Source organism: Microcoleus sp. S28C3 (genome assembly GCF_036700785.1).
In the GTDB taxonomy this organism is placed as follows: domain Bacteria; phylum Cyanobacteriota; class Cyanobacteriia; order Cyanobacteriales; family Microcoleaceae; genus Microcoleus; species Microcoleus asticus.
The window spans coordinates 68,576-80,186 of sequence record NZ_JAUBPO010000014.1 but is presented as its reverse complement, the minus strand read 5'-3'; the positions used below and the strand labels follow the sequence as shown (position 1 = coordinate 80,186).

Here is an 11,611-nt window from a genome sequence, read left to right as displayed (position 1 = left end):
TCTGGAATTCAATAAGCATCTACTTTCTACCTTTATTGATAAGTTAGATTTAGACCCGGATTTGATTTTAAATCACCCTAACCTTCCTTCAGTCTTGTCTTATGGTACTCTAGCTGCTTAAAAACTGTCCGAACTATTGTTATTAAAAGCGAAACGTCTATTTTTTCTAAATGGCTTATGGCGTAACCTGTTGCGGCATGAACTCAGTTTGCAAAATCTTACCAAATTTTACCACTCAAGATCCGCAAGTTAATGGCTGAGTTAGGACTATGTTGTAGCGGGGCAAGACAGGCTCTTGTTTCATATAATTGAGTTTGCATCCCTTCAGGTGTATACTCTATCTGGCACTCTGTATGGCTATCGCCGAGCCGATTTACGAACTCGTCACATCTTTTCCTCAAGACCAAGCCAGAGAAATTCTCACTTTTGCTGAATCTATTCGAGCTAAATATCTAAATGGCAATCAACCCAGCAGTAAAGTCGCTCCAGTGCCTTGGGCAGAACTGGTTTATTCCTTAGCTGCAAGTTGGACAGAGGGCTTTCCTACCTTGGAGGACATTCGTGCTAATTCGGGGCAAGACATCCTACAATAGAGGCTTTAGATGTACGTTTTGGATACCCACATCTTGTTGGGCTGCTTGAATTATCGCTGAGGATAGTAGTAGTTCGCAGTTTGTGTATTGGTATTAGGTGCCACGTTTCCTCAATAGCATTTGTTAAGTGCTAGTTTGAGGTTGTTAATATCTCTTAAGGCTTATGAAGATTAACCTTGAAACTTTTGACCTTACACAGCTCCCAAGTGTAGAAGACGATCGTTTTGAATTCAAATCAAGTCGCACTCCACCCGATGACCTCAAGAAGAAACTAAGGTGTGCAGTATCAGGCTTTGCCAATGCTGGAGGTGGATATTTCGTTGTTGGTGTTGATGATAATGGCAATGCTGACAATGGCTACTCCTTAAAGATTAAGAACCAAGATTTACGTGATTGGGTTGATCAGATTGTCCATCAAGTGCAACCAGTTCCTAAATATGACATCAAACTAATATCAGACCCGATGGGACGGGGTGTTATTCAGCCAGATTCAGCCGTTTTGCTCGTTGCCATTCATGAAAGTTATGCTGGACCACACATGGCTGATCACCGCTATTACATTCGAGCAGGTGCTCATACAGTTGCAGCCGGACATTTCATTATTGATGCACTTTGGGCTAAAAGATATTTCTTTAAACCGCGATTGACGCATTTATTTAGGCTCAAACCAGAGCAAGAGCAAACTATCCAACTTGGAATTCTTGCACTTACAGACGCTCCAGCAGTTGATGTTAAGATTAACATTTCACCTCTGCCCCAGATGATAAGACATTGCGACAGTCTGTTTCCTCTCCATATCTCGGTTATCGATCGCAATAATCCATTCTTTTTTGATGTATCAACTTATTACCAAGCAGAAGAGCGTTTTGGAAAAGACGTGTATCTTGAAGTAGAGTATTACGATCTAGCCGAAAACTTTTATCCTTATAAAACCAAAATTGAAGTTTCTGGGTCTGTTTCACCAATTACCATTGGAAACGATAACCCTGCAAAAATGGTAAAAGCACTTGAATCAATCAACGAAGTTCTTTTGAAACTCACTATTTCCCGCGAAAAGGCAGCTAAACCAAGTTTTGTGTTATCTAAACCATCGGAAAGTATATTTACAGATATCGAGAATCTGATTCCTGAACTTTTAGCAGAGATGAAAAAAGATTTACGGGAGTATCCAGTTGCCCGTGAGTTCATTATTATGCCCAAAGGTGCAGTTTACAACGGAGACAAAAACAACTTAATTCTTGAGTATTTTTTTGAAGATCATTCTTGGCTGAGGAGTAAACTAAGAATTTTAGAAAATCATGCACTAATTTATGAAATCACTTACAACAATACACTTCGTTTCGTGATTTCTGAGGAATTGGCTACTTACTTAACTAACTGTTAACCGGAGTGGTCTATTCATTTCCTCCCCTTGCCAGCAGCCCAATACTGCGTTGGTACGGACGGAATCAAGGTTTTTGGTGAGGGTTCGAGGCTACTTGCCTCCGCACAAATTCACGGATCTACTTCTTCAAAGGTCAATGACAGGTTGCTCAAAATCTTGCCAATGTCTCCCCCCAAGAAATGGACTTGCACTCGCGAAGCGCTGCTGCCAAGCGCCGATCGCAGATTGGTATTGATGATTATGGTAATGCCCCTAACGCTTTCAAGGTCGCTTTTTGAGCGATCGTCCATCCCGTTGCCCCTTGAATATTCATACCTTCATACAGCCGATCGCCCATCAAGATCCTCATACAGCCACCAGTTACGACATCCCACAGCTTAATCGTGCGAATGATAGATTAGGTCTTTTGGGCAATGATATAAACATGATTTTGAGGATACTGGTCATATTCGAGATGGCGGCAGGTGCAATGATGCTCAACCAGAATTTGCAGGAAAGTATCTACACCCAAAGTGCTGTAATCAAAGTCTTGACCTTGAAATGCTCCCGAAACCTCGCTGCTTGTATGTCCGCCGCCACAAGTGAACAGGATCACTCCATTGGGTTCAAGCGCATCGCATAGCTTTTGTATCACAGGCGCTTGCTTGTTGATTGGCAGATGAAACGTGCTGTCCCACGCTGCAATCAGGCTGTAAAGTTTCGGCGGCAGCCAATCACAAATGTCTTCCCGGTAAAACGTGATTTTTGGATGTAGCTGCTGGGCTAAATCGATCATTTCGCTAGAAATATCAAGTCCTTCAGGCTGAAATCCATGCTTGGATAAGCTGTTGATAAAACGCCCGCTGCTTCCACACCCGACATCAAGTGCTGCGTGCTGGTTAAAAGTAAATTTTATCGCCCGTTCTAATTGGGCAATCCCGTAGGTTGAATCTTGATGCTCAGTTTGCCACCATTGGGCAATTCGGTCATAGTGGGCCGATGTATCATTTGGCTCCATAGAGTGACCTCATAAGTGTCGATCGAGATTTTCAGGACAATTAAAATCTTTCTCCACGCTACGCACAGACTACACCAATGCCCTTAACGCTTTCGTTGGAGAGGCAGGCATGAGCAGACGATAAGGAAATAAACTTTACTCCTATATCATTAAATCTTGAACACTACCAAATTTTTCAATGTTTCAATTTCCGGCTGTCAGTGGGAAAGTGGGGATTTCGGTTGCAGATTCTGGCAGAGGGGGGCGCAGACAAAGATAAACTAGCGGCCCTAACAGCGGAACTAGAGAGACTGCCCAAAAAATGCGATCGTCCGCAAGTCCGCGGCGTGCCATGTCGTCTCCCAGAAGTGAGGGAAATATTACAGCCATCAAGCAACAATCCCAAGTTATTAAGTGTACAAAAGGAATTGACTGCCACTGCTTGACATAATCTCCCCAATCTCCATTTAACCAAGCCCAAGCTAACAGCCAGATAGTAGTTAGTAAAAGTACAATGCCTGTCCAGCGGGAGTCTGATATTTTGAGCAACATATCTTTGCGGCCGCAAAATTGTGTCTGGGGCTGGCGGAGGAGTAAGTAGGGAATTAAGCCGATGATACCGGCGCCGTTGGAAGCGATGAAAGCAGGCCAAGCGGATATATTTTGGGTTCTCTCATCAATAAATAGGAGGCAAGCGTAGACCATCGGCCACACTCCCATGAGAGCGAATATGGTGACAAGGTAGGGGTTAATTCCTTCTAGCTGCAACTTGAGCATTTTTTCCATAACTGTTAACGTTCCGGGCCGATCGAGAGGAGCTAGCAGCAAGGTGTAGGCAGTAAATGTTGCCCACAGAAACCACAGAAACATTTTTGTTTTCATCAGATATAACGAGTAGTAGAAGCCGACTAAAGTAAATTATGGTAAAGTAGCCGCCGAGTTACCGCCGTCTATCTTAGGTGATAAGCAGTTCGATTGAAACAGCGGCTGCAAACCCCGTTTTAGTTCGGGAATGAAAGGCTCTACAGCAGGCGATCATTACTTTAGGCAGACGCAGGAGCCACGTCAGGAGAGATACATTTTAAAGAATCGGTTGTTTTTATTACAAAACCCCTTAGCAAAGGAGTTTCAGCGGTGAACTTAATATCTGTAGAGGAACTCAAAGCGCTGGTACAACAATCTCCTGGATTGTGCGTTTCAATTTATATGCCAGTCGCTCAAGGAACAGAAATTCAACAAAACCCGATTCGGTTCAAAAATTTAATCAGAGAGGCTGAAGACAAAATAGTAGAGTACGGATTTGACAAAAAAGAAGCTGCCCAATTGCTAGAGCCAGTCCGAGCAGAAATTGACCAGGAAAACTTTTGGGAAAATCAAAGCAACCTGCTGGCGATTTTTGTCGGTTCGGGATTTTTCCGCTACTATACCTGTCCGGTGGATTTTGAGGAATTAGTGGTTGTGAGCGACAATTTTCACGTCAAACCGCTGATGCCTATGCTGACAGGAGATAATTTATTTTATGTTTTAGCTCTCAGTCAGAAGGAAGTGAGGCTGATTGAGTGTACGGCTTACAGTGCTAGGGAAGTTGAAGTTGAAAACTTGCCGAAAAGCCTTGAGGAGGCTCTGCAATATGACCCGACAGCTAAAGATGGTCAGTTTCGGATTGCTACTTCAAAAGGAGGCACTAATAATTCTTTTCAGCAGCCGGGAAGTTTTCACGGTCAAGGAAGTCCTGATCAAGATGAGCGCCAGCACGAAATATTGCAGTATTTCCACATAATCGATGCGGCGCTGCACAATTATTTGCGAAATAAAAAAGCTCCTTTAGTGTTAGCTGGAGTTGAGTATTTGCTCCCGCTTTACCGAGAAGCCAATACCTACCGGCATTTAGTTGAAGAAGGAATTACAGGCAATCAGAAACTTCTCAAGCCGGAAGAGTTGCGGGCCGAAGCTTTGCCGCTGGTGGAACCCTTGTTTGTCCAGGCTCAGTCAGAGGCGATCGCACAATACCGCGATCTGACAGGAAGCGATAAAATTTCTGCCGATTTGAAAGAAGCTGTTTCGGCTGCTTATTTTGGACGGGTCGATCGACTGTTTGTTGCTCTTGGCGTTCAGCAGTGGGGTACTTTTAATCCCGATACGAACGCGGTGCAAATCCACCCAGATGCAGAATTAGGCGATGAAGATTTGTTGAATGCGGCAGCAATTCAAACTATTCTCAACGGCGGAACTGTTTACGCGGTGCCGCCGGAACAAGTGCCGGACGAGGCGCCTTTAGCTGCTATTTTCCGCTATTAATTTACCAGGTTTAAACCAATGGAATCTACTTCAATGACAAATTCCGACAAACAAAACCAAAGTAGCAGCGGCGATACCGAACGCTGGGCATCTTTAATTGGCGGCGGGGCGCTGGTGCTTTTTGGCTTGTCGCAGCGTTCTTTGAGAGGTGCTTTGCTGGCGGTTGCCGGCGGCGGTTTAGCGGCGCGCGGGCTGGGGGTTGTGGAGGGTTTGCAGTCTGCTGCCGATCCGAATCAAAGCATTAAAGTTGAAAAGACGGTGACGATCGACAAACCGGCGGATGAATTGTACCGTTTATGGCGCAATTTTGAAAATTTACCTCGGTTTATGAAGCATCTCAAACACGTTGCGGTCATCGATGAAAAACGTTCTCACTGGATTGCCAGCGGGCCGATGGGCAATAGTGTGGAATGGGATGCAGAGATTGTCCGCGAAGAAGAAAATCGCTTAATTGCTTGGGCGTCTGTGGAAGGGGCTGATGTTGAGAATTCAGGTTTTGTGCGCTTTCAACCGGCATCTGCTGGACGCGGTACAGAGGTAAAAGTTGTCATCGAATACAACCCTCCGGGCGGTGCAATTGGTGCTGGCGCTGCTAAACTATTTGGCGAAGCTCCCGAACAGCAAATTGCCAATGATTTACGTCGTTTTAAGCAGTTGATGGAAGCTGGGGAAATAGCGACTACGGAAGGTCAACCTTCGGGCCGCAAGTAATAAGTTAGATGGTGTCTCCGGATCTGACTGAGATCTTGCACCATTCTCAGAACAGGCTTTCCGGCCTGTTCCACAAAGAATTAATTTATTGTGGGGTGGGCATCCTGCCCGCTCCTAAAAAGCTTATTGAAAATGGTGCAAGATGTCAGATATAACTCACATCTTGCACCATTCTCAGAACAGGCTTTCCCGCCTGTTCCACAAAGAGTCAATTTCTGGTGGGGTGGGCATCCTGCCCGCCCCTAAAAAGCTTATGGAAAATGGTGCAAGATGTCCGATCTAACCATCTTTGTTGTTTACCGGATTAACTGATGTCATCTCAAGTGGTTTTCGGAAATGCGGGCGCTGAAGGTGCAAGTCGGGGCGGTTGGTTTGCGGGTCACTTTATGACGCCGGGCGATGACCCGCGATCGACTTCTGTTTTAGAGGTAAAATGGGGCACTCACGCCGCCGGAGATTGTAGGACTCAGTGGGCGGTAAATGCGGCAGCCACGACGCTTTCTATCCTGGTAAAAGGGCGGTTTCGCCTGCAATTTCCAGAGCAAGAAATCTTGCTGTCTCGCGAAGGAGATTATGCTCTCTGGCTACCGGGAGTGCCTCATTATTGGTCGGCCGAGGAGGATTCGGTAATCGTGACTGTGCGGTGGCCTTCCCTGTCGGGAGATAGTTCGGGAGTTAAGAATTAACTTTAACTTCGGGAACCAAAACGCGGCCGCTATAACCTGCGCGCTGGTAGCGATCGATCGCCTCGGATGCGATAACACCCGCTTTGCCGCTCTCCACCAGCGCTACGCAAGCACCGCCAAAACCTCCGCCCGTCAGCCTTGCGCCGAAGACTCCGGGGATAGACTGCAAGATTGCCACCAGCGTGTCTACTGCCGGCACCGAAACTTCGTAGTCGTCGCGCTGGCTGGCGTGGGAAGCATTCATTAACTCGCCAAAACGCTCTGCTGGTAAAGATTTTACAGCTTCGAGCACGCGGTTGTTTTCGGTAACGACGTGGCGCGATCGCCTCCTGAGAGGTTCTGGTAATACTTCCACTGCTTGCGGATCGGCGATATCCCTGAGAGCTTTAACTCCCAATATCCGCGCGGATTCCTCGCACTCGGCGCGCCGCTGGTTGTAGCCACTTCCTTCTGCTAGTTGGTGGCTTTCGCCACTGTCAATTATTAAAATTTCTGTGTTTGTGGGAAAAGGTATCGGGCGGCATTCGAGGCTGCGGGTGTCGATCAATAGCATGGTGTTGGTGTCTGCTAAACTCGATGCCATTTGATCCATGATCCCGCAGTTCAAGCCGGCATACCGGATTTCGACTTGCTGTCCGATTTGAGCTAGCCGCACGTCGTCTAGGGGGAGGTTCAGCAGCGCGCGCAGTCCTCTGAGGGTGGCTATTTCTAAAGCCGCGCTGCTGGACAAACCGGCTCCGATCGGCACATTCGACGTAATGTAGAGATTTATTGGCGGTATTTTGTATCCTTCTTTTTCTACAAGTCTCAGGCAGCCGCAGATATAACTGACGAATTTTTGCGGTATGGTATCGTCGTCTGAAAAATTTATGAGTTCGTCATATTCTGCTGAATAAACATGGTGGCGATCGTCACTGCTGAAGCCGATTTGTACAGTTGTGCGCTGGGGAATCGCAGTTGGAAGTACAAATCCATCGTTGTAATCTGTGTGTTCGCCCAGCAGGTTTACTCTGCCGGGGGCGCTGGCTGTGGTTTTGGGTAATGTACCAAATACTCGTTGGAATTTCATTTTTGGGGAATTGGTAATTGGTTCTTGATTATTTATTATTGGTTATTGGTTATTGGTTGTTTGGAAAAACTGCTATCCGTGTATCCGTGACTTCGGTGTCGTGCTGTTGGTAAATGGGAAGAAATAAATTTATTTTTTATCGTTTGTCCTTATTATAGTGCCCAAGTTTTTTGGTTAATTCAACCCCTGTTAACAAAAATAAACATCACCGTAGGTTGGGAAAAGATATTGAGCTGTGATAGAATGACAGGCTAAGATTTCTCCAACAATTCAAAAAATGCGATCGACCAGACCCCGGAAACAGTTTGCTCAACATTGGCTCAAAAGCGAGAAAGCCTTAGATAAGATTGTGAAAGCAGCTTCTTTGGATGGCGATCGCGTCCTGGAAATTGGGCCGGGTACGGGGATTTTGACTCGGCGTTTGCTGCCTGCGGCTGAGTCTGTTGTTGCTGTGGAGATCGATCGAGATTTGTGTCTCAAGCTAGCCAAACAACTCGGCAAAACCGACAATTTTTTACTGCTGCAAGGCGACATCCTGGAAATGGACTTAGAGGCTGAACTAACGGCTTTTCCCAAATTCCAAAACCCCAATAAAGTTGTTGCCAATATTCCTTATAATATTACCGGCCCAATTCTGCAAAAACTGCTGGGAACGATATCTGTTCCTGCTGCTAAACCCTTCGATTCGATCGTGCTATTAGTACAGAAAGAAGTCGCCCAAAGGCTTTACGCTAAACCGGGTTCTACAGCTTTTGGCGCGCTGTCAGTGCGGGTGCAATATTTAGCAGAATGCGAGTTAATTTGCGATGTAGCGTCTAAAGACTTTTATCCGCCGCCAAAAGTCGATTCTGCCGTGGTGCGGCTGCTTCCCAGACAGATAGAAACTGCGGCGGTTAATCCGCGCTATTTGGAGAATTTAGTTAAGTTGGGATTTGGTAGCAAGCGCAAGATGCTGCGAAATAATTTGAAAGGCGCTGTGGATTTAGATAAACTCGTTCAATTGTTAGAAGAGTTACAGATAAATCCTCAATCTCGCGCTGAAGATTTAAGCGTGGCGCAATGGGTAAATTTGAGTAATAATATGATGTGCGAGGTTTGAAGTTCAGGATTTTGTGAGAAATCCGACTTTTTAAAGTCCTGCGGGTATCTAGGTATTCTGTTTTTTGAGATGGGCTTACTTATTTCAGCCTCATGGGAATTTTAATAATAAATTCCGCACCTTTCCCCGGTGCAGAAATACACTGCAATTCGCCTTTATGTCTTGCTGTGATAATTTGATAGCTGATCGATAAACCCAATCCTATGCCTTTGCCTACTGGTTTAGTGGTAAAAAATGGATTAAATAACTGGTTCCTCACGGATTCTGTTATTTCTGACCCGTTGTTGCTAATTCGGATTTCTACCACTTGACTCTCTAGAATTTGAGTAGAAATTTTGATCGCGCGGGGATTAGCTTCATTGGTTGCAATCGACGCGCTGTGGCTGTCCTCTTCTAAAGCATCAATGGCATTAGCCAGGATATTCATAAACACTTGATTTAGCTGTCCGGGATAGCACTCTATTTGGGGTAAATTGCCATATTCTTTGATAACTTGAATGCTCACAAAACCCGGATTAGCATTCAACCTGCTTTGCAAAATCATCAGTGTGCTGTCAATTCCTTCGTGAATGTCGGCTAATTTCATTTCTGCTTCATCATGGCGAGAAAAAATTCGCAGCGACTTGACAATACCGAGAATGCGCTCGGCACCGTTTTTAAGAGAAATTAATATTTTGTGCAGGTCAGATTTGATAAAATCTAAATCTACAGACTTGAGTTTTTCTTTAACTACGGGTAGGGGATTGGGATAATGCTCTTGATAGATATTGACCACTTCTAGCAAACTATCGGCATACTCGCGAGCGGGAGTAACATTGCCGTAAATAAAGTTAATCGGATTGTTGATTTCATGAGCAACCCCAGCGACCAATTGCCCTAAACATGACATTTTTTCGCTCTGAATGAGGTTGGATTGAGCCTGCTTCAATTCAGACAATGCTTGTTCGAGCTGTTGAGTTTGACATTTTAACTTTGCGGTGCGTTCCTCAACTCGAATTTCTAATTCTTCTTTAGCTTTTTGTAGTGCAGCTTCTGCTAATTGGCGCTCCACAATTTCAGCACCTAGGAGTCGGTTGGCGAATTCTAAATGTTGAGTTTGACATTTTAACTTTGCGGTGCGTTCCTCAACTCGAATTTCTAATTCTTCTTTAGCTTTTTGTAGTGCAGCTTCTGCTAATTGGCGCTCCACAATTTCCGCTTCTAGGAGTCGGTTGGCGGATTCTAACTGGGCGGGACTGGGAAGTGCTAGGGCTTGAGGGATTAAGTCTACCAAAAGTATGGCTGTAGCAAATGAAATCATGGCAGTAATTGCTTTCATTGTTCCTGACATCCAATAGGTAGGATGCCAAAGCGTCCAAACTTCAAATATGTGAGTGATCCCGCAGGCGACGATAAAGGCTCCAAACATCGCAAAGATCCAATCAAAGGGTAAATCTTCGCGTTTGGAAATAAAATAAACCAATGTAATCGGGATGGAAAAATACGCCAGTGCAATGATCGAATCTGAGGTAAGGTGAAGCCAGACTAACGGGGTCTGCCAGAGGTAGCAGTGACCGTGAGGAATAAATGCCCCGGAACTAAAAAAAGTTTTCCACATTTCCTGCATAATATTTCCTTTGAGTTGTGAGAAAATGGACTGGGACTGGTGTCAATTAATTTCAACCAGGGGTTTCTTTCACCTGCGGCTTAATCACCTATGCGTTCATATTCTCTGTTAGCTTCAGCAAAAATCAATCTATATCTGGAAATCATAGGCGATCGCCCCGACGGATATCACGAATTGGCGATGGTACTTCAAAGCATAGATTTAGCCGATCGAATTGACTTGCGCGCGATCGGTACGGACACGATCCGCGTGCGCTGCGATCACCCACAAGTCCCTCCTGATAAGAATAACCTGGCCTACCGGGCGGCGGATTTGTTGGCGAAGCAATTCCCCGATGCTTTGGCGAAATACGGCGGAGTCGAGATTGCCATTCACAAGCAGATTCCGGTGGCCGCGGGGCTCGCCGGCGGTTCTGCAAATGCGGCCGCGGTTTTAGTCGGGATGGATTTGCTGTGGCAATTGGGACTTACTCACTCGGAGTTGCAAGAGTTGGGGGGAACTTTGGGTTCGGATGTGCCTTTTTGCATTGCTGGAGGTACGGCTTTGGCAACCGGCCGCGGGGATAAACTGTCGCATCTGCCTGATTTGGCGGGCTTTTCTGTGGTGTTGGCGAAGTACCGCAATCTCAGTATTTCTACTGCATGGTCGTATCAAACTTATCGCCAGCAGTTCAGTAGTTCCTATTGTGCAGCGGAAGATTTGGAGTGCCGCCGGGAACGGCTGCATTCGGGCCCGATGGTGGGGGCGATCGCCCAAAAAGATCGCTCAAAAATTGGTCAATTGCTGCACAACGATTTAGAAAAAGTTGCTTTGCCCGTGTACCCGCAGGTGTTGCAGTTGCGGGAGGCTTTTGAGTCGGCGGGGGTTGTGGGCACGATGATGTCGGGTTCCGGGCCGACGGTGTTTGCCCTGGCGGAGTCTCCAGAGCAGGCTCAGCAAATTTTAGAACGGGTTAAAAGTGCGATCGCTTCTCCAGATTTGGATTTTTGGGTAGCAAAGTTTAGCAATACTGGAATTCAGATTTTTTCGGAGGGAAACGAGAGGAAACCGCCGATTTCGAGGGCGTAACTCGAAGAGGGTGCGATCGCAATCTGAGTTAAATGCGTCTAACAGGCGATTGTCAAGATGAATCTAACTTTGCGCAGAGTCTATTGAGATCGAATAACTGATAAAATGCCATGAAACACGG

The 11,611-nt window shown here is 45.9% G+C and carries 13 protein-coding genes; 8 read left to right on the top strand and 5 right to left on the bottom strand.

Features of this window, described 5'->3' with window-relative positions:
- Window positions 1–353 precede the first annotated feature (353 nt).
- Both QUA13_RS06670 and QUA13_RS06665 read left to right on the top strand, forming a co-directional pair.
- Window positions 354–593: a DUF2281 domain-containing protein gene (locus QUA13_RS06670; RefSeq protein ID WP_333197569.1), complete on the top strand. Its 240-nt coding sequence runs from the start codon at window positions 354–356 to the stop codon at window positions 591–593.
- Window positions 594–756: 163 nt separating this feature from the next.
- Entirely contained in the window at window positions 757–1,977 is a 1,221-nt protein-coding gene (locus tag QUA13_RS06665) for an ATP-binding protein (RefSeq protein ID WP_333197567.1), read from the top strand.
- A gap of 110 nt (window positions 1,978–2,087) precedes the next feature.
- Here the strand turns inward: QUA13_RS06665 and QUA13_RS06660 are convergent, their stop codons facing one another.
- From QUA13_RS06660 to QUA13_RS06650, 3 genes are all read right to left on the bottom strand, one after another.
- Window positions 2,088–2,267, bottom strand: a complete 180-nt coding sequence (locus QUA13_RS06660) for a hypothetical protein (RefSeq protein WP_333197565.1) — start codon at window positions 2,265–2,267, stop codon at window positions 2,088–2,090.
- Between the two features lie 107 nt (window positions 2,268–2,374).
- Window positions 2,375–2,974: a class I SAM-dependent methyltransferase gene (locus QUA13_RS06655; RefSeq protein WP_333197564.1), complete on the bottom strand. Its 600-nt coding sequence runs from the start codon at window positions 2,972–2,974 to the stop codon at window positions 2,375–2,377.
- A 183-nt stretch (window positions 2,975–3,157) separates the two neighbouring features.
- Window positions 3,158–3,835 carry a DUF2834 domain-containing protein gene (locus tag QUA13_RS06650; RefSeq protein WP_333197563.1) on the bottom strand — a complete coding sequence of 226 codons (678 nt, stop codon included), beginning with the start codon at window positions 3,833–3,835 and terminating at the stop codon, window positions 3,158–3,160.
- Window positions 3,836–4,087: 252 nt separating this feature from the next.
- Between QUA13_RS06650 and QUA13_RS06645 the strand changes: the two genes are divergently transcribed.
- The 4 genes from QUA13_RS06645 (at window position 4,088) to QUA13_RS06630 (ending at window position 6,648) form a co-directional block, all read left to right on the top strand.
- A complete protein-coding gene (locus QUA13_RS06645) occupies window positions 4,088–5,251 on the top strand; it encodes a baeRF3 domain-containing protein (RefSeq protein ID WP_333197561.1) in 1,164 nt (387 codons plus the stop codon).
- Window positions 5,252–5,269: 18 nt separating this feature from the next.
- On the top strand, window positions 5,270–5,962 hold the full coding sequence (locus QUA13_RS06640) for an SRPBCC family protein (protein ID WP_333197559.1): 693 nt from the start codon (window positions 5,270–5,272) through the stop codon (window positions 5,960–5,962).
- 142 nt (window positions 5,963–6,104) lie between these two features.
- Window positions 6,105–6,245 carry a hypothetical protein gene (locus tag QUA13_RS06635; RefSeq protein WP_333197557.1) on the top strand — a complete coding sequence of 47 codons (141 nt, stop codon included), beginning with the start codon at window positions 6,105–6,107 and terminating at the stop codon, window positions 6,243–6,245.
- 28 nt (window positions 6,246–6,273) lie between these two features.
- Entirely contained in the window at window positions 6,274–6,648 is a 375-nt protein-coding gene (locus QUA13_RS06630) for a signal peptidase I (protein ID WP_333197555.1), read from the top strand.
- Here the strand turns inward: QUA13_RS06630 and galK are convergent.
- Complete coding sequence (gene galK, locus QUA13_RS06625) at window positions 6,638–7,717, bottom strand: galactokinase (protein WP_333197554.1); 1,080 nt, start codon at window positions 7,715–7,717, stop codon at window positions 6,638–6,640. The two genes, QUA13_RS06630 and galK, sit on opposite strands and share 11 nt — an antisense overlap.
- Window positions 7,718–7,994: 277 nt before the next feature.
- Here galK and rsmA point away from each other — a divergent pair, with 277 nt between their 5' ends.
- Window positions 7,995–8,816, top strand: a complete 822-nt coding sequence (gene rsmA / locus QUA13_RS06620) for a 16S rRNA (adenine(1518)-N(6)/adenine(1519)-N(6))-dimethyltransferase RsmA (protein ID WP_333197552.1) — start codon at window positions 7,995–7,997, stop codon at window positions 8,814–8,816.
- Between the two features lie 79 nt (window positions 8,817–8,895).
- On the opposite strand, the gene QUA13_RS06615 is transcribed toward rsmA, so the two are convergent.
- On the bottom strand, window positions 8,896–10,422 hold the full coding sequence (locus tag QUA13_RS06615; RefSeq protein WP_333197550.1) for an ATP-binding protein: 1,527 nt from the start codon (window positions 10,420–10,422) through the stop codon (window positions 8,896–8,898).
- Window positions 10,423–10,512: 90 nt separating this feature from the next.
- Here QUA13_RS06615 and ispE point away from each other — a divergent pair, with 90 nt between their 5' ends.
- Window positions 10,513–11,490: a 4-(cytidine 5'-diphospho)-2-C-methyl-D-erythritol kinase gene (gene ispE / locus QUA13_RS06610; protein ID WP_333197548.1), complete on the top strand. Its 978-nt coding sequence runs from the start codon at window positions 10,513–10,515 to the stop codon at window positions 11,488–11,490.
- The last annotated feature ends 121 nt before the right edge of the window (window positions 11,491–11,611 follow it).

Excerpts from the sequence above, each read along its gene's own strand:
- QUA13_RS06650 (WP_333197563.1), bottom strand. The coding sequence starts at position 3,835 with ATGAAAACAAAAATGTTTCTGTGGTTTCTGTGGGCAACATTTACTGCC.
- galK (WP_333197554.1), bottom strand. The coding sequence starts at position 7,717 with ATGAAATTCCAACGAGTATTTGGTACATTACCCAAAACCACAGCCAGC.
- QUA13_RS06665 (WP_333197567.1), top strand. The coding sequence starts at position 757 with ATGAAGATTAACCTTGAAACTTTTGACCTTACACAGCTCCCAAGTGTA.
- QUA13_RS06635 (WP_333197557.1), top strand. The coding sequence starts at position 6,105 with ATGTCAGATATAACTCACATCTTGCACCATTCTCAGAACAGGCTTTCC.
- QUA13_RS06655 (WP_333197564.1), bottom strand. The coding sequence starts at position 2,974 with ATGGAGCCAAATGATACATCGGCCCACTATGACCGAATTGCCCAATGG.
- QUA13_RS06670 (WP_333197569.1), top strand. The coding sequence starts at position 354 with ATGGCTATCGCCGAGCCGATTTACGAACTCGTCACATCTTTTCCTCAA.
- QUA13_RS06630 (WP_333197555.1), top strand. The coding sequence starts at position 6,274 with ATGTCATCTCAAGTGGTTTTCGGAAATGCGGGCGCTGAAGGTGCAAGT.
- QUA13_RS06615 (WP_333197550.1), bottom strand. The coding sequence starts at position 10,422 with ATGCAGGAAATGTGGAAAACTTTTTTTAGTTCCGGGGCATTTATTCCT.
- QUA13_RS06640 (WP_333197559.1), top strand. The coding sequence starts at position 5,270 with ATGGAATCTACTTCAATGACAAATTCCGACAAACAAAACCAAAGTAGC.
- rsmA (WP_333197552.1), top strand. The coding sequence starts at position 7,995 with ATGCGATCGACCAGACCCCGGAAACAGTTTGCTCAACATTGGCTCAAA.
- QUA13_RS06660 (WP_333197565.1), bottom strand. The coding sequence starts at position 2,267 with ATGGACGATCGCTCAAAAAGCGACCTTGAAAGCGTTAGGGGCATTACC.
- ispE (WP_333197548.1), top strand. The coding sequence starts at position 10,513 with ATGCGTTCATATTCTCTGTTAGCTTCAGCAAAAATCAATCTATATCTG.